The 18,137-nt window shown below is 63.3% G+C and carries 15 protein-coding genes and 1 pseudogene; 5 read left to right on the top strand and 11 right to left on the bottom strand.

Annotated elements, in window-relative coordinates:
* Positions 1-56 precede the first annotated feature (56 nt).
* Positions 57-1,709, top strand: coding sequence for a vWA domain-containing protein (locus FJ974_RS26365; RefSeq protein ID WP_140536820.1), 1,653 nt, complete (start codon positions 57-59; stop codon positions 1,707-1,709).
* A gap of 203 nt (positions 1,710-1,912) precedes the next feature.
* On the opposite strand, the gene FJ974_RS26360 is transcribed toward FJ974_RS26365, so the two are convergent.
* The 5 genes and pseudogenes from FJ974_RS26360 to zwf all read right to left on the bottom strand — a co-directional run bounded on the left by FJ974_RS26360 (position 1,913) and on the right by zwf (position 6,628).
* Complete coding sequence (locus tag FJ974_RS26360; RefSeq protein WP_140536823.1) at positions 1,913-2,194, bottom strand: helix-turn-helix domain-containing protein; 282 nt, start codon at positions 2,192-2,194, stop codon at positions 1,913-1,915.
* A pseudogene (locus FJ974_RS26355) lies at positions 2,191-2,521 on the bottom strand (type II toxin-antitoxin system RelE/ParE family toxin). The gene FJ974_RS26360 and the pseudogene FJ974_RS26355 overlap by 4 nt, the downstream one beginning before the upstream one ends.
* Positions 2,522-2,576: 55 nt before the next feature.
* The gene (gene edd / locus FJ974_RS26350) at positions 2,577-4,400 is read right to left on the bottom strand and encodes a phosphogluconate dehydratase (RefSeq protein ID WP_140536826.1); all 1,824 of its coding nucleotides are present in this window, start codon (positions 4,398-4,400) and stop codon (positions 2,577-2,579) included.
* A 60-nt stretch (positions 4,401-4,460) separates the two neighbouring features.
* The gene (gene pgl, locus FJ974_RS26345) at positions 4,461-5,177 is read right to left on the bottom strand and encodes a 6-phosphogluconolactonase (RefSeq protein WP_140536829.1); all 717 of its coding nucleotides are present in this window, start codon (positions 5,175-5,177) and stop codon (positions 4,461-4,463) included.
* Complete coding sequence (gene zwf, locus FJ974_RS26340) at positions 5,159-6,628, bottom strand: glucose-6-phosphate dehydrogenase (RefSeq protein ID WP_140536832.1); 1,470 nt, start codon at positions 6,626-6,628, stop codon at positions 5,159-5,161. Before zwf ends, pgl begins: the two co-directional genes overlap by 19 nt.
* A 287-nt stretch (positions 6,629-6,915) precedes the next feature.
* Between zwf and FJ974_RS26335 the strand changes: the two genes are divergently transcribed.
* Both FJ974_RS26335 and FJ974_RS26330 read left to right on the top strand, forming a co-directional pair.
* Positions 6,916-7,662 carry an SDR family oxidoreductase gene (locus FJ974_RS26335; protein ID WP_140536970.1) on the top strand — a complete coding sequence of 249 codons (747 nt, stop codon included), beginning with the start codon at positions 6,916-6,918 and terminating at the stop codon, positions 7,660-7,662.
* A 78-nt stretch (positions 7,663-7,740) separates the two neighbouring features.
* The gene (locus FJ974_RS26330) at positions 7,741-8,391 is read left to right on the top strand and encodes a Mur ligase family protein (RefSeq protein ID WP_226891407.1); all 651 of its coding nucleotides are present in this window, start codon (positions 7,741-7,743) and stop codon (positions 8,389-8,391) included.
* 692 nt (positions 8,392-9,083) lie between these two features.
* On the opposite strand, the gene FJ974_RS26325 is transcribed toward FJ974_RS26330, so the two are convergent.
* From FJ974_RS26325 to FJ974_RS26315, 3 genes are all read right to left on the bottom strand, one after another.
* Positions 9,084-9,983 carry an SH3 domain-containing protein gene (locus tag FJ974_RS26325; RefSeq protein WP_181177238.1) on the bottom strand — a complete coding sequence of 300 codons (900 nt, stop codon included), beginning with the start codon at positions 9,981-9,983 and terminating at the stop codon, positions 9,084-9,086.
* 248 nt (positions 9,984-10,231) lie between these two features.
* Entirely contained in the window at positions 10,232-11,518 is a 1,287-nt protein-coding gene (locus FJ974_RS26320; protein WP_140536835.1) for an NAD(P)/FAD-dependent oxidoreductase, read from the bottom strand.
* Between the two features lie 176 nt (positions 11,519-11,694).
* The gene (locus FJ974_RS26315; RefSeq protein ID WP_181177239.1) at positions 11,695-13,131 is read right to left on the bottom strand and encodes a glutamine synthetase family protein; all 1,437 of its coding nucleotides are present in this window, start codon (positions 13,129-13,131) and stop codon (positions 11,695-11,697) included.
* Between the two features lie 185 nt (positions 13,132-13,316).
* On the opposite strand from FJ974_RS26315, the gene FJ974_RS26310 reads away from it, so the two are divergent.
* On the top strand, positions 13,317-14,024 hold the full coding sequence (locus tag FJ974_RS26310; protein WP_140536837.1) for an HAD family hydrolase: 708 nt from the start codon (positions 13,317-13,319) through the stop codon (positions 14,022-14,024).
* Positions 14,025-14,049: 25 nt separating this feature from the next.
* Here the strand turns inward: FJ974_RS26310 and FJ974_RS26305 are convergent, their stop codons facing one another.
* From FJ974_RS26305 to aceA, 3 genes are all read right to left on the bottom strand, one after another.
* Positions 14,050-14,499, bottom strand: a complete 450-nt coding sequence (locus tag FJ974_RS26305) for a response regulator (protein ID WP_413468328.1) — start codon at positions 14,497-14,499, stop codon at positions 14,050-14,052.
* Positions 14,500-14,722: 223 nt separating this feature from the next.
* A complete protein-coding gene (locus FJ974_RS26300; RefSeq protein ID WP_127287374.1) occupies positions 14,723-14,965 on the bottom strand; it encodes a hypothetical protein in 243 nt (80 codons plus the stop codon).
* A 55-nt stretch (positions 14,966-15,020) separates the two neighbouring features.
* Positions 15,021-16,310 carry an isocitrate lyase gene (aceA, locus tag FJ974_RS26295; RefSeq protein ID WP_140536840.1) on the bottom strand — a complete coding sequence of 430 codons (1,290 nt, stop codon included), beginning with the start codon at positions 16,308-16,310 and terminating at the stop codon, positions 15,021-15,023.
* A 251-nt stretch (positions 16,311-16,561) separates the two neighbouring features.
* On the opposite strand from aceA, the gene FJ974_RS26290 reads away from it, so the two are divergent.
* On the top strand, positions 16,562-18,010 hold the full coding sequence (locus FJ974_RS26290; RefSeq protein ID WP_140536843.1) for a helix-turn-helix domain-containing protein: 1,449 nt from the start codon (positions 16,562-16,564) through the stop codon (positions 18,008-18,010).
* Positions 18,011-18,137: the final 127 nt, after the last annotated feature.

Raw genomic sequence — 18,137 nt, 5'->3', positions numbered from 1 at the left:
TCCTGACGCGAGCTCAAATAGCTTCCTGGCGCGGACACGGGGTTCAGGTGATTTTCATGGCGGGACTGGCACGGAGCGTCGCTGCGGCGATCCTCCTTTTGTCAATGACCACGCTTGGCTTTGCCGCCAATAAGGTCATCATCATCCTCGACGCATCGGGCTCCATGTGGGCCCAGATCGACGGCAAGCCGAAGCTCGAAATCGCGCGCGAATCGCTGCGCATGGTGCTGCAGTCGGTGCCGGCCGACGATGAAATCGGCTTCATGGCCTATGGCCATCGCACCAAGGGCAGTTGCGACGACATCGAGCTGATCGTGCCGCCGCAGGCGGGCTCGGCCAGCGCGATCACGGCCGCCGCCGACAGCATGAAATTCCTGGGCAAGACGCCGCTGACCGCGGCCGTCAAGCAGGCCGCCGAGGCGCTGAAATATACCGAGGACAAGGCGACCGTCGTGCTTATCACCGACGGGCTGGAGACCTGCGGCGGCGACCCGTGCGCGCTCGGCAAGGAACTGGAAGCCTCAGGCGTCGACTTCACCGCCGACGTCGTCGGCTTCGGCCTCACCGCCGACGAGGGCAAGCAGATCGCCTGTCTGGCCGACAACACCGGCGGCAAATACATCCAGGCCTCCGACGAGAAGGCGTTGCAGGAAGCGCTGGTCGAGACCGTAGCGGCGCCGGCCCCCGCGCCCGAACCTGCGCCGGCTCAAGCACCGGCGACCGAGCCAGCCAAGCCGGAGTTCAATTTCATGCCGAGCGTGGTGCTCGCCGAAGGCGGCGATCCGGTCACCGACGGCAACGCCTGGGAGATCTACACGGCCAAGCCCGACGGCACACGCGGCGATTCCGTCACCACCGAATACGGCGCCTATAAGGGTAATCTTGAACCCGGCGATTACGTCGTCGTCGCATCTGACGGCCAGGCCAGGACAGAGCAGAAAATCAAGATCGAGGCAGGCCAGGTCTACCAGCCGCTCTTCACCTTGAATGCCGGCACGCTGATCCTTCATCCGCGGCCAAGTCAGGGGGCTGACATTGCCGACGGTGCGGCGCTGGAATTCGCCTATCCGGGTGATCACACGACGACCTATGGCGATACCAAGATCATCCTGCCGGCCGGCGAGGAGAAGGTCACGGTGACGATCGGCAGCGGCAAGGTCACCGAAACCATTCAGCTCGCGGCCGGGCAGACGGTCGAGAAGGATGTGATCGTCGGCGTCGGCCACCTCGTCGTCAACGCCTTCTATACCGCCGGCGGCGACAAGGCCGATGGCTCCGGCATCGGCTTCGAGATCGTCAAGGCGAAGAAGAAGATCGACGGCACACGCGAAAGCATCGAGCACTCCTATGGGCCCGATAGCAAATTCTGGCTGCCGCCGGATGACTATGTGGCAATCGCCACCGTCGATCTTGCGGTCGTCGAGCAGCCCTTCAGCATCAAGGTTGGCCACGATCAGGATTTGAAGATCACCATGAATGCCGGCGTTCTGGCGATCACCGCGCCCGGCGCCTCCAAGATCGAGGTTTTCGAGGCGAAGAAGGACGTCAACGGCAAGCGCAAGTCGCTTGGCTACGCCTATGACGAGAAATATCAGGCGGCGATTCCAGCCGGCGACTATGCTGTCGTCTCGGAGAAATCGGATAACAGCACGAAAGAAGGCGCCGCGACGGTGAAAGCCGGCGAGCGGAACGAACTCACCGTCCAATAATAACCGCAGCATACCTGCGTTCCAGTCGGACAGCCCGGGCATTCCGCGAATGAGTCGCGGAATGCCCATCTCGGCAACGCAGCGAAACTCGGCTTCGCCGATTAGAGCAATTCCAGGAAAAGTGTGACACGGTTTCACGTCCGGAATTGCGTAAAAACAAAGAGATAGAGTGTTTTGCCGTTTCCGCGAAACGGTGAAACGCTCTAGGCCGCTTCCGAGACGCGCACTTCGACATGAAGCCCGGCCGCGACCGCCATATTGACGAGGGTGTCGAGGGCGAACAGGTTGATCTTCCCGCGCAGGAGATCGGACACGCGCGGTTGCGTCACGCCAAGCCGGCGCGCGGCTTCGGCCTGTGTCCAGCCCTTTGCTCGAATATGCCGCTCCAGCGCCATCATGAGCGTGGAGCGGAGCTTCATGTTCTCTGCTTCGGCGGGAGTGTCTTCGACGGCGTCCCACACACTTGCAAAAGTTTCATTGCTCATTGGCCTAGCTCCTTCATAAGATCGCCGTAGCGCTTTGCGGCCAAATCCAAATCTGTTTTGCTGGTCTTCTGTGTCTTCTTCTGGAAGCAATGCAGTACGTAGATCGCTTCGGCAAATTTGGCGGTATAGATGACCCGAAATGCGCCGGTCTCGTCCCTGATTCTGATTTCCAGTACTCCCCTTGCCGACCGTAGGCATAGGCTTCCAGTCGGTCGGAGGTTGCTCGTTCTGTACCTTATCGAGCTGGTAGCCTGCTTCACGCCGTGCCGAGTTTGGAAAGGCGCGCAGATCGCTGAGGGCGCTACCCTGGAATTTAAGCATCTTCACGCGACAACTATACAGAATTTTGTATAGTCAGCGCAAGTTGCTTTTCATAGGAACGTCAGGCATTGCCGAACGCCGCCGCCCCGTGGTCGGCGCGTCCGACCAGTTGCCGGAAGCCGGCGAACAGTTCGCGGCCGAAGCCGAATTCGTTGCCGATGAGATCGGCGTCCGCTGTGCGCCGCAGCGCGAATTCCGTCCCCGGCACCAGCACCTCCAGCGTTCCGGCATCGGCGTCGAGCCGGATCATGTCACCGTCGTGGATCCTGGCGATCGGTCCGTCCTCGACCGCTTCCGGCGTCACATGGATCGCCGCCGGCACTTTGCCGGAGGCACCCGACATGCGCCCGTCGGTGACCAGCGCCACGCGCTGGCCGCGGTCCTGCAGGATGCCGAGCACCGTGGTCAGCTTGTGCAGTTCCGGCATGCCGTTGGCCTTCGGCCCCTGGAAGCGGATGACGGCGATGAAGTCGCCGGTCAGGCTGCCGGCCTTGAAGGCATCGTTCAGTCCCTGCTGGCTGTCGAACACTTTTGCCGGCGCCTCGATGACGCGCCGCTCGGGCTTGACGGCCGAGGTCTTGATCACGGCGTGGCCGAGATTGCCGGCAAGCACTTTCAGGCCGCCGGTCGGCTGGAACGCCTTCTTGAACGGCGCCAGCACCTTTTCGTCGCCGCTCTCCAGGGGCGCCGCTTCACGTACGACGCTGCTGTCGGCGCCGAGCCTGGCCTCGACCGCATAGGGCCGCAGGCCTTCGCCCCAGACCGTCTGCACGTCCTCGTGCAGGATGCCCTCGTCGAGCAGTTCGCGGATCAGAAAGCCGAGTCCGCCGGCGGCGTGGAAATGGTTCACGTCGGCGAGCCCGTTCGGATAGACCCTGGCCAGCAGCGGCACGGCTTCCGACAGGTCCGAAATGTCTTGCCAGGTCAGCGCGATGCCGGCGGCGGCGGCCATGGCGATCAGATGGATGGTGTGGTTCGTCGAGCCGCCGGTGGCGTGCAGGCCGACGACGCCGTTGACGATCGAGCGCTCGTCGATCATACGCCCGACCGGCGTGTAGGCATTGCCCATGGCGGTGATGGCGAGCGCCCGCTTCGCCGCCTCTTTGGTCAGCGCGTCACGCAGCGGCGTGCCGGGGTTGACGAAGGAGGCGCCGGGCGTGTGCAGGCCCATGATCTCCATCAGCATCTGGTTGGAGTTGGCGGTGCCGTAGAAGGTGCAGGTGCCAGGCCCATGGTAGGATTTGGACTCGGCTTCGAGCAGTTCGGCCCTGCCGACCTTGCCCTCGGCATAGAGCTGCCGGATTTTGGCCTTCTCGTCATTGGGTATGCCGGTCGTCATCGGCCCCGCCGGGATGAAGATCGCCGGCAGGTGGCCGAAGGTCAATGCTGCGATCACCAGCCCCGGCACGATCTTGTCGCAGACGCCGAGGAAGACGGCGGCGTCGAACATGTTGTGCGATAGGCCGATCGCCGCCGCCATGGCGATCACGTCGCGCGAAAACAGCGACAGCTCCATACCTGGCTGCCCTTGCGTGACGCCGTCGCACATTGCCGGCACACCGCCGGCGACCTGGGCGATGCCCCCTGCCTCGCGCGCCGCTTCCTTGATCAGCGCCGGAAAGGTCTCGAAGGGCTGATGCGCCGACAGCATGTCGTTGTAGGAGGTGATGATGCCGAGGTTCGGCACCTGATCGCTGCCGAGCGCGACCTTTTCCGACGGGCTGCAGACGGCAAAACCATGGGCGAGATTGCCGCAGCCGAGAACCGCGCGGTTGGCGGTGCGGCTGGAGGCGTTGGCGATGCGGCCGAGATAGGCCTCGCGTCCGGCTTTCGAGCGTTGGCGGATGCGTTCCGTGATGGCTTCGATGTCGCGTCTGGCTGTCATGGTCCGTCCTTTCATGCCCGGCAAGCGTCCTCCCATCGCCGCCGGGCCGTCATGTTGAAATCAGGGTGCCCAGAACACCTCTATTGGTATCGGCGCCGCTTCGAGCACCATGCGAATGGGCTTTTTCGCACCCGGTCTCATCGCGCTATCGAAGGCAATGCGCTTGTCCTCGCCTTCGATGTGGAGCGCGACCAACCCCGCGGCAACGATTCGCGCCATCGACAGCGTCAGCCGCGGCTCGCCGCCGCTCGGAGCGTGTACCGGCAGCACGATCCTTTGCGCGGCCGGATCGAGCAATGCCGGGAGATTGTCGGCATCGGGAAAAAACGAGGCGGTGTGGCCGTCCGCGCCCATGCCGAGCACGGCGACGTCGAGCGGCCAGGGCAGCGATGTCAGCGCCTCGCTGTCCGCAGCCGCCGCGTCTTCGATGTTTGCCGCCTCATGGTACAGCGGCACGAAGCGCGCTGCCGCGGCCTCGTTCTTGAGCAGATTGGCCGCCACCAGCCCGGCGTTGGAGCGCGCAGATGAGGCCGGAACGAAACGCTCGTCGATCAGCGTCACCGTGACCTTGTCCCAGGCGATCGGGATCGACGACAGCGCGGCGAAGAACTTCGCCGGCGTCGTGCCGCCGGACACGGCAAGCAGCGCCGTACCGCGCTCGGCGACGGCATTGGTCAAGCGCGCCGCGACCTGGCCGGCAAAGGCCTCCGCCAATTCATCGCGGTCGGCGAAGCCGTTCCAGTGGTAAGCGGGCTGGCTCAATTGCTCTCGTGCCATGTCCGTCCGTCGCGTTCGATCAGCGCAATCGAGGCCGAGGGTCCCCAGGTGCCGGCGGTATAGCCTTGCGCCTCCTGCCTGGCGCTTTCCCAGGCATCCTGGATCGGGTCTATCCACTTCCACGCCGCCTCGACCTCGTCGCGGCGCATGAACAGCGTCTGGTTGCCACGCACCACATCCATGATCAGCCGCTCATAGGCATCGGGCGCCCGCCCGTCGAAGGATTGCGCAAAGCTCATGTCGAGCGAGATCTGGCGCAGCCGCATGCCGCCGGGTCCCGGATCCTTGATCATGATGAACTGCTTGACGCCTTCGTCGGGCTGCAGCCGGATGACCAGCTGGTTGGCGAAGATCGGTCCGGCGCTGTCACCAAAGATCGAATAGGGGATCGGCTTGAACTCGATGACGATTTCCGAAACCCTGGTCGCCAGCCGCTTGCCGGTTCTAAGATAGAAGGGAACGCCGGCCCAGCGCCAATTGCCGATCTCGGCCTTGACGGCGACGAAGGTCTCGGTGTTGCTGTCCTTGCCGAGTTCCTCGACATAGCCCTTCACCGGCCCGCCCGAGGACGCACCGGCGCGATACTGGCCGCGCACAGTGTGCTTCGGCGCCTCGTTGCCGTTGATGCGCTTGAGTGCCCTCAGCACTTTCAGCTTCTCGTCGCGCACGGCGTCCGCGTCCATCGACGACGGCGTTTCCATCGCAACCAGGCAAAGCAGCTGCAGGATATGGTTTTGCACCATGTCGCGCAGCGCGCCCGCCTTGTCGTAATAGGTGACGCGGTCCTCAAGGCCGACGGTCTCGGCCACGGTGATCTGCACATGGTCGATCTGGGCGGAATTCCACAACGGCTCGTAGAGTGCGTTGGCAAAGCGCAATGCCATCAGGTTCTGCACCGTCTCCTTGCCGAGATAGTGGTCGATGCGGAAGATCTGGTTTTCGTGGAAATCGTCACCGACGGCGTCGTTGAGCGCGCGCGCCGAGGCGAGGTCGCGGCCGATCGGCTTCTCCAGCACAATGCGCGAGTTCGGCGTGATCAGCTTGTGCTCCTTGAGCTGGTGCGAGATATCGCCGAACAACGCCGGCGCCACCGCCAGATAGAAGGCGCGGATGCGCTCGCTGTCGCCGATCGCCTTCCTCAGCTTGTCGAAGCCGGTGCCGGTGGTCGCATCCGCCGGCACATAGGAAAGCCGCGCCAGAAAGGTCTGCAGCTCCTTGGCGTCGATATCGGCCGGCTTGACATGATCCGATATCGCCTGCTTGGCGAAGGCCCGGAATTCCTCGTCGCTCATTTTGGCGCGCGATGTGCCGATGATGCGCGTCGGCTCGCAAAACTGGTGGTCGCGCTGACGGTAATAGAGCGAGGGCAGAAGCTTGCGTTCCGACAGGTCGCCGGTGCCGCCGAAGATGATGAAGTCGAAAGGATCGACGGGGATGATCTGGCTGGTCATGGTCAGTCCGATTTGATGCCGGGCAGCGTGGGGATATTATTCTAATCGATTTAAATCTTCCAGTGCCACGGTGTCACATGCAGGACCAGTCGCTTGCTTTTGAACGGGTCCACATGCGTCCTTGACACGCGCGCTACCGGCAGGCTTGTCGGCAAGCGAATAGTCTCCGGCAGCGTTCGCAACTGCAACATAGAACGCGAATGTGACGAAAGCTAAGGGAGAATGGCGATCTCTGCCGGCAGCCGCGCTCGCCAAAAAGTAGGATGATCGCAATGAGCGGGAAAACCATGCGTCTTGAGAACAAGGTCGCCATCGTCACCGGCGCGGCGTCCGGCTTCGGCGAAGGCATGGCGAGGCGCTTTGCGCAAGAGGGCGCGCGGGTCGTCGTCGCCGACCTCAATGCCAAGGGCGCCGAGCGCGTGGCGGAGGAGATCGGCGGCAATGCAATCTGGACCCAGACCGACGTTTCGCAGCGTTCCGAATTCGACGAGATGGTCTATGCCGCAAAGAGCGCCTTCGGCCGCATCGACATCATGGTCAACAACGCCGGCTACACGCACCGCAATGGCGACATGCTGGGCGTCGATGAGGAAACCTTCGACCTGATCACCGCCGTCAACATGAAGGCGATCTATCACGCGGCCCTCGCCGTCGTGCCGATCATGGACAGGCAAGGCGGCGGCGTCATCCTGACCACGGCGTCCACAGCCGGCATCAGGCCGCGGCCGGGCCTCACCTGGTACAATGCCTCGAAGGGCTGGGCGATCACCGCCACCAAGTCGATGGCGGTGGAACTGGCGCCGAAGAACATCCGCGTCAACTGCCTCTGCCCGGTTGCCGGCGAAACCGGCATGCTGGAAAAATTCATGGGCGCCGACACGCCGGAGATCCGCGAGAAATTCCGCGCCTCGATCCCGCTCGGCCGTTTGTCGACACCGCTCGACATCGCCAATGCAGCGCTGTGGCTGGCGTCCGATGAAGCCGCCTTCATCACCGGCGTGGCCCTGGAGGTCGACGGCGGTCGCTGCATCTGAGTGGATGTCGCTGGAACCGGTTTGACTTCGCGATCCGCCGGGAGGCATAAGAAAAACGGGGTCGGGATTGGCGGAGCGATGAGCGCCAGACTGCGGAAGATTGGCGAAGATCTGGCGTGGCGCCTGAAGGTCTATCAGGCAAAGCGCGTGCGGGCGCGAAGCAAGGCGACTTTCATCGGCATCACCGGCAGCTCCGGCAAGTCGACATCGGCGAGCCTGCTGGGACACATCCTGGCTGGTCACGGCAGCGTTCATACGCAAGTACTGGCCAACACGATCAAGGCGCTGATCCGCACCCTCTACAAGCGGTTGAAGCGCGCCGGCCCTGTCGACTACGTCGTCTTCGAGGCAGGCGCCTTTGCAGCCGGCTCCATCAGGCCGATGGCGCAGCTGCTGAAACCGCATGTGGCGGTGGTGACGATGGTCCGGCTGGAACACCTCGCCAGCTTCAGGACCCTGGAGGCCGTGGCGAAGGAGAAGCGTGCGCTGGTTGATGCGCTGCAGCCCGGCGGACTTGCGGTCCTCAATGCCGACGATCCGCACGTGCTCGGCATGGCATCCGGCCTGGCGTGTCGGGCCGTAACTTTGGTCAGGCGCAAACCGCGGACTATCGTGTCAGTGACATACACGCCTCCTATCCGCAGCCGCTACGATTTTCACTCCACTGGCGCGGCGGCGCGCTGGAAATTCGAGCATCGTTTCCGGGCGAGCACTTCTGGTTGCCGATAGCCGCGGCAGCCGCCACCGCACTTGAACTTGGAGTGCCGCCCCGGACTGTGGAGGAGAGGATAGCGACATTCCAGCCGCTGGCGAACCGCTGCCATATTTTCGTGGCCGACGGCGGCCCGCGCTTTATCGTGGATTCCGCCAAGGCGCCCTTGCATTCCTTGGCCCTCGCTTTCGACATGGTGGCGAAATCGACCGTCGACAAGAAGCGGATCATCCTTGGCCAGTTGTCGGACTTTGCCGGCTCGAACATAAGGTATGCCCACGCTTACAAAAGCGCGCGCGAGATTGCGGACCAGGTGATCTATGTCGGCGATCATGCACATCGCTCGAAGGCCAGCCAGGCCGATCGCGACGCTGGGCGGTTCGTCGAATTACGCACGCCGCAACAGGTTTCGGATTACATCAAGCAAACCGCGGTGCCGGGTGAACTGATCCTGATCAAGAGCTCTTCCAATCTGCACCTGGAGCGTATCGCGCTCGCTTGGACCCATGACGTCAAATGCTGGAGCACGACTTGCGGCAAGAAGGAAGGTTGTCAGACCTGCGGGCTCTATGAAGTGCCCTTCGAAGAGCATGGGGACTTCGTCAGGAAGCGCAAGCTCGACCGCAGAAGGCGCCGGTTTGGATGGCTGGCTGGCGGTTGATCACAATGCTGGGCGTGGCTCGGCTGGGCCCGATCGGCGCGATAGATCTCAGGCGCCGGTCTTGACGTAGCTCTTGTAGACCCAGCCGCGTTTGCCGTTATAGACGACCTCGCACCATTTGTTGCAACTCATCACCTGCACCGACGCCTTAGCGGGCACCGTGACGATGGCGGCGGCACCCTTCTTCGGACCGGCGCGCATGGTGACGGGCCTCAGAATGCGACCGTTGCTGGCTGCGCTTGCTTTTTGAGCGTTCGGCTTGGCATTGCTTTCGGCCGCCGCCGGCTGGGCCGCCGGGACCTGCGGCTCTGCCTCAGGGATGGCAGCCGTCTGGGCGCCATCCATCCTGTTGTCCGGTTTCTTCTCGGCCGGTTGGCCGTCCGTCGGTGCGGTCGCCGCGACCTCAGACAGGGCCGTCGAGGCGTCGTTTCCGGCAGCCGCCTCGGCAAAGGCCGCGGCGGCCGATTTCGCGGTCTGCTCGGTCGGTTGGTTTGCCGCCTTGTCGGACGGCTGAGCGCCAGCCTTGGCCGGAGCGGGCGCACTGTCGGCACCCGGAGCGGTCCAGCGCGGATCGTTGGCTGCCAGTGCCGGGATCGCGGCTTCGCGGGCCGCGGTCGCCGGCGAAACCGCATCGGCCTTGCGCGCAGCCTGAGGCGCGGCCGCCACCGAAACCGCGGCACTCGCCGCGGCCGGAGCGATCTTCGTGGTCTTGACCGGAATTGCCGGGACAGACTGGGCCGTGCTTGCAACGGCTTGCCGGTCCTTGGCCGGCAGGGCCAGCCAAAGCGCCACCGCCGCCACGCCAAGCAGCGCTGCGGTGCCGATCGCCGCAATCACCAGATGCGAGTTCGACTGCACGCTCTGCCAGAAGGACGGGCGCACATCATAGCCGAACTGCATTGCAAAGCGCCGCCGTTCCGGCGCGCCGAAACTGAAGGGCTCGTTCACTTAAACCACCTCCAACAAGCGGGCCGGCGTTCTTTCGATCGTTGCCGGAAGCCGGCTTTCGATCCGCATCGGTCCCGAAATCACAGCGGGCAGGCCCGCTCAAATCCCCGTTTTATCGCCCAGAGCTTGTATCTTTTGCCGCCGATTATGGCATCAGTGCGAAAATTCTGCCCGTTTGTTAATGTTTCCGCAACCTGCCGTTGGGGAAGCGTCCGTGGAATCAACGGCATCCGGCGAAACGCCGGGCTTCAGATCCTGTCGCGCAGCGCGAACCAGTTGAGCGCCAGAAACAGCAGCGGCGCCCGAAAACGGCGGCCACCCGGGAAGGCCGGGATCTTCAGATCCTCGATCAGTCTCAGCCGGTCGCGGTTGCCGGCGACCGTCTCGGCATAGAGCTTGCCGAAGAAGTTCGACAGCATGACGCCATGGCCGGAATAGCCGCCGGCCGAGATGACGTTCGGCATCACCTCGCGCACGAACGGTTTTCTGGGCACCGTGATGCCGACATAGCCGCCCCAGCCATGCGTGATCTCGACATCCTTCAGCGCCGGATAGAGCTCGGCGATCTGCCGGCGGATGTGGATATGGATGTCCTTCGGGTCATTGACGGCGTAGATCTCGCGGCCGCCGAACAGCAAGCGCCCGTCCTTCGACTTGCGGAAATAGCGCACCACGAAGCGGGAATCGTCCACCGCTTCACCGCCCGGCAGCACCTTGGAGCCGGCGCCGAGCGGCACGGTTGCGCCGATGAAGGAGCCGATCGGCATGATATGCGCCGCACTTACCGGCTCAAGATTGCCGCCATAGGCGTTGACCGCGATCAGGCATTTTTCCGCCGAGATCGTGCCTTTCGGCGTCGTCACCCTCACCTTGCCAGCGGCGGAAGTGACGCCTGTCGACGGCGTCTGCTCGAACAGGTGCGCGCCGGCCGCGGCCGCCACTTTGGCCGTGCCGATCACCAGCTTCAGCGGGTGGATATGTCCGGTGCCGGTGTCGCGGGTGCCGCCGAAATAGGTCGTCGAGCCCAGCCGCTCCGCCGTTTCCGCCGCATCCATGAAAGATATGTGCGGATAGGAAAAACGCTCGGCCATGATCTCGGCATGGCGCTTGTAGTCGTCGACATAACGCCTCTTATGCGCCACCGACAGCTGGCCCGGCATATAGTCGATATCGATGCTGTTGACGGCGGCGAATTCGAGGAGATGTGCCTTGGCTTCCTCCGCCAGATCGAATAGCGCCCTGGCACGGGAAAAGCCGTATTCTGCCTCCATCTCCTCGGCCCAGGCGCGCTGTCCGGTCCCGAGCTGCCCGCCATTGCGCCCCGAAGCGCCATCGCCGAAGCGATAAGCATCGATAAGCACGACATTCGTGCCGGCCTTGGCGAGATGCGCTGCGGCTGAAAGACCGGTGAAACCGCCGCCGATAACGACGACGTCGCAACTCCGGTCGCCGTCGAGTGCCGGATATTCAGGACGAGGTCCGGCCGTATCCTCATACCAGGAACGGCCGGGGGAGATGGGGGATTGGTAGGGCATGATGCGATTGGGCTCGGAGGTTCTTTGCTGAAGAAGTGAGTAGTGAATAGTGAATAGTGACTAGTGAGTAGTGAATAGGACGGGGAATGGCGTCATGCGCCTCGGTAGTGCCACGCTACTCACTACTCACTACTAACTACTCACTACTCACTATTCACTATTCACCATTCACTCATTCACACATTCAGCAACAAATACTCCCGCTCCCACGGGCTGATCACTTCCATGAAGGTCTCGAACTCCGCCCGCTTGATCGCCGCGAAGGTGGCGGCGAAGGATTTTCCGAGGATGGCGCCGAGCTCCTTGTCGGCCTCGAACAGATCGACGGCTTCGAGCAGGCTGCGCGGCAGGTCTATCTCGTCGGCGTTGGCCGTGGTCAGCACCGGCGGCTCGGCCTTGATCTTGCTGGTCATGCCGATCAGTCCGCAAGCGAGTGACGCGGCCAGCGCCAGATAGGGATTGGCGTCGGAGGACGGGATACGGTTTTCGACGCGCCGCGCTGCCGGATCGGATCGCGGCACCCGAAATGCCGTGGTACGGTTGTCGTAGCCCCATTTGTTGTTGACCGGCGCCGAGGCCTGCTGCGTCAGCCGGCGATAGGAATTGACATAGGGCGCAAACATCACCAGCGCGTTCGGCACATGTTTCTGCATGCCGCCGATGAAATGGAAGAATGCGTCGGTCTCCGAGCCGTCCTCGGCCGAAAAGATGTTCCGGCCGGTCTTCTTGTCGATGATCGACTGGTGAATGTGCATGGCCGAGCCTGGCTGTCCCTGGATCGGCTTGGCCATGAAGGTGGCGTAGATCTCATGCTTCAGCGCGGCTTCGCGGATGGTGCGCTTGAACATGAACACCTGGTCGGCGAGCTCGATCGCGTTGCCGTGGCGCAGGTTGATCTCGAGCTGGCCGGCGCCTTCCTCATGGATCAGCGTGTCGATCTCCAGGCCCTGCCGCTCGGAGAAATGATAGATGTCGTCGATCAGCTCGTCGAATTCGTTGACGCCGGCGATCGAATAGCCGGCGCCGCCGCCGATCGGCCGTCCCGAGCGCCCGACCGGCGGCGTCAGCGGATAGTCCGGATCGGGGTTCTTGCGCACCAGGTAGAATTCGATCTCGGGCGCCACCACGGGCCGCAGGCCGCGATCGTCATAGGCGGCAAGCACGCGCCTCAGCACGTTGCGCGGCGTGAATTCGACCGAGCGGCCATCCTGGTGGACGAGGTCGCAAATCACCGCCGCCGTCGGGTCCTCTTCCCAGGGCACGACGGTCAGCGTCGAAAGGTCGGGCAACAGCTTCAGGTCGCCGTCATCTTCCGGATAATGGAAGCCGTTGCCGTCCTCGGGATAGCCGCCGGAGATCGTCGTCATGAACACGGCCGAGGGCAGCGCTAGAGAGGTGTTGGAGGTGAATTTCTTCGACGGCATCATCTTGCCGCGGGCCACGCCCGCCTGGTCCGGCGTGATGCACTCGATATCTTCGATGCCGCGCCATTCCAGCCAGGCGCTGGCTTCCTTCCAGTTCTTCACACCGCGTTGGTTTTTCAAGAAGGCAGGCGTGCGGACGCGTCCCCCCCGGTTTGACGGACGGACTTCCCTTTTTTCAGGCGGCATCATTCACCAGATTGTGTTGCGGATTGTGAAGTATAGCCGGCAGCCGTGGGGGAAGGGAAGGGGAGGTGGGTCAGTCCGCGACAGCGCGCGCCGCCGGCCGAGGTCAATGTCCACGCCCGTCTTTCTGGCTGGCGGCCTAGCGCGACAACGTCTACATCAGCCCTATTCGCTAAGAGGCAGTGTCTGCTATGCCCGCTCTTACCACGATCGGCTTCGACGCCGACGACACGCTGTGGCAGAACGAGCAGTTCTACCGCACGACCGAACAGCGCTTTGTCTCGATGCTTGCCGAGCATCGCGAGGCAAGCCAGGTTTCGGCAAACCTGCTTGAAGCCGCAAAGCGCAATCTGGGCATCTATGGCTTCGGCATAAAGAGCTTCACGCTGTCGATGATAGAGACGGCGATCGAGGTCACCGAGGGCCGTGTTGCAGCCTCGACCATCGCCGAGATCCTGGCCGCCGGCCGCGATATGCTCAGCCATCCGATCGAGCCGCTGCCGCACGCGCGCGAGACTGTTGAAAAGCTGGCGGGCTCCTATCGTGTGGTGCTGATCACCAAGGGCGACCTTCTCGATCAGGAACGCAAGCTGGCGCAGTCGGGAATGGGCGAGCTTTTCGATGCCGTCGAGATCGTCAGCGACAAGAACGCGGCCACCTATGCCCGCATCTTCAGCCGCCATGGCGACGGGCCGCAAAAGAGCATGATGGTCGGCAACTCGCTTAGGTCTGACGTGGTTCCGGCCATCGAGGCCGGTGGCTGGGGCATCTATGTGCCGCACGAATTGACCTGGGCGGCCGAGCATGCCGAAGCGCCGGTAGCAGCGCCGTGCTTCCGCCAGATTGCGGATCTTGGCGAGCTGCCGGCGCTGGTCGAAAGCATCGTGGCCGCTGGCTGACGCTGTTGACCTCTGCAGAGATGCTTTAGCGCCGGCCGACCAGCCGATCGATTACCGGCTGCAGCCTTTCGGGCGTGATCGGTTTGGCGACCACCGCGTCGACCATGCTCGACAGGCCGAGGCTCTGGGGGGTGCCATTCCTGGTTGAAAGCAGGATCACCGAGGGCAGCACCTTGCCGGAAGCGCGCCGCAAGGCGTCGATGTCCGGCATCAGCCTGTCGCAATCCTTGTTGTCGGGCCCGCCGTCAAGAATGATCGTCCCGGGGACGAGGCTGTTCAGCGCTTTCGCGGCGGTCTCGGGCGGCTCCGAAATCGACTTCAGTCCGGATTTCTCGACGATCTTCGAGACCACGACCCGGTTAATCGACGATTTGCCGACGACTAGCACCCTTGAGAGATCGGTCAGCAACCCGCCGCTGCGGTCCACCGGCTTCAGGTGTTTTTCAGGAGCGTCATCACGATTGGCAGGACACATGGGCAGTCAGCGCTCAGGTTCAATGCAGGGTTGAAACCAGGCACAATTGGCGTGAGATCGCAGCCGGTGTCAAGCTGAAAGAGTTGAAGTCGAGAATATGGCAAGAAATCCCAGAATTCAGCGCAAGTCCTGCCTGTCGCGCCGAAAGGAATTCGAAAAAAAGCGACAGTCTCCCGAACGTATAGCGCGCGGGAGACACTCGCGTAAGATTGTTGACGTTACGTCAACTATGGCTCTGCTGGGTAACGATCACCGGAATCAGCAGGTCGCCCCAATTGCCGTCGCCGCCATGGTGCCTGGCCGAGCGCACGAGCTCCACCGACACACCCGCCTCGACCGCCTTCATGACCGACTGGTTCAGCCTGTGCAGGTCGTTGGCGAGCATGCGGATGGTCGCCTGCTGATCGACGCTCATCGCGCTCGACTGTTCTTCGGCGCGCTCCTTGACGCGGCTTATCGATGCCATTGCTCTTCTCCTTGTTTTGTTGCCCTGTCGGGCGTTCCCTCTGGTGGTTATCCCGTTACTCCGCCGCTGGCCTGAACTGCGCGTGCTCGGTCGACTCATGCATGGCGGTGGTCGAAGACCGGCCTCCGGTGATCGCCATCGACACGGCGTCGAAATAGCCGGTGCCGACCTCGCGCTGATGCTTGGTTGCGGTATAGCCGTTCGCCTCCGCAGCGAACTCGGCCTCCTGCAACTCCGAATAGGCCGCCATCTGCCGGTCCTTGTAGCCGCGGGCCAGCTCGAACATGCCGAAATTGAGCTGGTGGAAGCCGGCCAGCGTGATGAACTGGAACTTGTAGCCCATGGCGCCGAGCTCTTTCTGGAACTTCGCGATGGTCGCGTCGTCGAGGTTCTTTTTCCAGTTGAATGACGGCGAGCAATTATAGGCGAGCAGCTTGCCCGGATGATGCTTGCGCACGCCCTCGGCGAACTTCCTTGCCTGCGCGAGATCCGGCTTTGAGGTTTCGCACCAGATCAAGTCCGCATGCGGCGCGTAGGCGACGGCGCGCGCGACGCACGGCTCGATGCCGTTCCGCACCTGATAGAAGCCTTCCACCGTGCGGCCGGCATCGTAATCGACGAAAGGCTGGTCGCGCTCGTCGATATCGGACGTCAACAGCTTGGCCGCCTCCGCGTCGGTGCGCGCCACCACCAGCGTCGGCGTGCCCATCACGTCGGCCGCAAGCCGCGCCGCGTTGAGGTTGCGGATATGCGCCGCCGTCGGGATCAGCACCTTGCCGCCAAGATGGCCGCACTTCTTTTCCGAAGCCAGTTGGTCCTCGTAGTGGACGCCCGCTGCCCCCGCCTCGATGAAGGCCTTCATGATTTCGAAGGCATTGAGCGGTCCACCAAAGCCGGCTTCGGCGTCGGCGACGATCGGCGCGAACCAGGTCTCGACCGAAAGCCCCTTGCCCTCCGATGTCTCGATCTGGTCGGCGCGTTGCAGGGTTCGGTTGATGCGCTTGACCAGCTCTGGCGCCGCATTGGCCGGATAGAGCGATTGGTCCGGATACATGGCGGACGCGGTGTTGGCATCGGCCGCGACCTGCCAGCCCGACAGATAGATCGCCTTCAGCCCGGCCCGCACCTGCTGCATGGCCTGATTGCCGGACATGGCGCCGAGCGCGTTGACGAAGTTCTCCTCATGGATGAGCTTCCACAGCCGGTTGGCGCCCATTTCAGCCAGCGTTTGCCGTATCTGGACCGAGCCGCGCAGCCGCTTTACGTCCTCCGGCGAATAGGGACGCTCTATTCCGTCGAAGCGGCCTTCCGGCGCGGACGGGACGAGGTTGTAAAAATCGGTCATAAATCACTCCAGATCATTTTGCTGCTGCTTCAAGCGACGCCCCTTTGGAGTCGGGTTCGTCCCCGATGATGTGTGACATCATTGACATTGCAGTGCGAAAGGAGCGAGCAGAATCGCCAGACTGCTGGAGAAATAAGGGAAAATATGTATTGAATTTGACAGGTCATGACTGTAAAGTTGTCACAACTGTAAACGCCGTATCGACGGAACCTCGCACGACAGCTGTGTAAATTCTTGTCAAGGACAGCCGGTTGGCCGACCAGAAGATCTTCGCCGGGCCGCGGATCCGCCGCCTGCGCAACGCCAAGGGCCTGACCCAGACGGCGATGGCCGAGGGGCTGGGCATCTCGCCCTCCTATCTCAACCTCATCGAGCGCAACCAGCGGCCGCTGACGGTGCAGCTGATCCTCAGGCTTGCCTCCGTCTACAAGGTCGATCCGCACGAATTGCAAGGCGAGACGAAAGGCTCGATCGCGGCGCTGAAGGAGGTGTTCGGCGATCCGCTGCTGAGCGGCGAACTGCCGGGCGACCAGGAACTGATCGACCTCGCCGAGGCGGCCCCCAATGCCTCGGCGGCGATGATAAAACTGTTCCGCGCCTATCGCGAGCAGGCCGAACGGCTGTCGGACCTCAACGAGCTTCTGGCGCGGGAGGGCAGGGCAACCGCCTTGTCCGGCACGCGCCTGCCCGTCGATGAGGTGCACGAAGTTCTCGAACGCCGGCCGAACCATTTCGCGGCACTTGAGGAAGAGGCCGAAGCCTTCATCTCGGTGCTCGACCCCGGCGACGATCTGTTCGGCGCCTTGAAGGCCTGGCTGAAGCGTGAATACGGCATCGTCGTCAAGGTGCTGCCGGTCGCCACCATGCCGAACTGGCGCCGCCGCTATGACCGCCATTCGCAACGCCTGTTCCTGTCGGAGCGGCTGTCGCCTTTCGATCAATTGCACGAGGTCGCGATGGAGGCTTGCCTCATCCGCATGACCGTCGCCGTTGCCGGCGAGATCGAGGCGCTGAAGCTCGGCACCGACGAGGCCCGCCGGCTCGCCCGCTTCGAGCTCGGCCGCTATGCCGCCCACGCGCTGATGATGCCCTATCAGGCTTTCCATGCCGCAGCCGTCCGTGCCCGCTACGACATTGACGTTTTGCGCTCGCGCTTCGGCGTCTCCTTCGAACAGGCGGCAAACCGCCTGACCATGCTGCAGCGGCCGGGCGCGTCGGGCGTGCCGTTCTTTATGCTGGAGGTCGACAATGCCGGCAACCGCTTCCGCAAGGCCGGCAGCCAGGGCTATCCGCAGAGCCGCTTCGGCGGCGGCTGCCCGAAGCTTCCCGTGCATGCGGCCTTTTCCCAGCCGGGCCGGATTCTCGTCGAGGCGGTCGAGATGCCGGACGGAGCCGAATTTCTCTGCATTGCCCGCACGCTGGACGGACCGCAGGGCGCCTTCTCCGAGCGGCCGCGGCGCACCGCCCTGTTGCTCGGCTGCGACATCGGCTTCCGCGACGAGATCATTTATGGCGCGGCGCTGCCGGCAGCCGTCGCCGGCAAGACCGCGCCGGGCCCGACCTTCGCCACGCCGGTCGGCCCGGCGTGCCGGCTCTGCGAGCGCGTCGGCTGTCTGGCGCGCGCCGAGCCGCCGGTGACGCGCCCGCTCGGCCTCGACGAGATGGTCACCGGCCTCAGCGCTTTCGATTTCCAGGGATGATGCACGCTGCCCAAGCCTGAAACGGCTCAGCAGGGGGCGCCGTTGGCTTTGTCCCACATTTCAGCGGATGCTGGATCACGCGTGGCCCGCGTCTTTGCGCTACGCGAATGGGACATAGTCTTGTCGT

Source organism: Mesorhizobium sp. B1-1-8 (assembly GCF_006442795.2).
GTDB lineage: Bacteria > Pseudomonadota > Alphaproteobacteria > Rhizobiales > Rhizobiaceae > Mesorhizobium.
The sequence above is the reverse complement of the archived record's forward strand: the minus strand, read 5'-3'. Positions and strand labels throughout refer to the sequence as shown.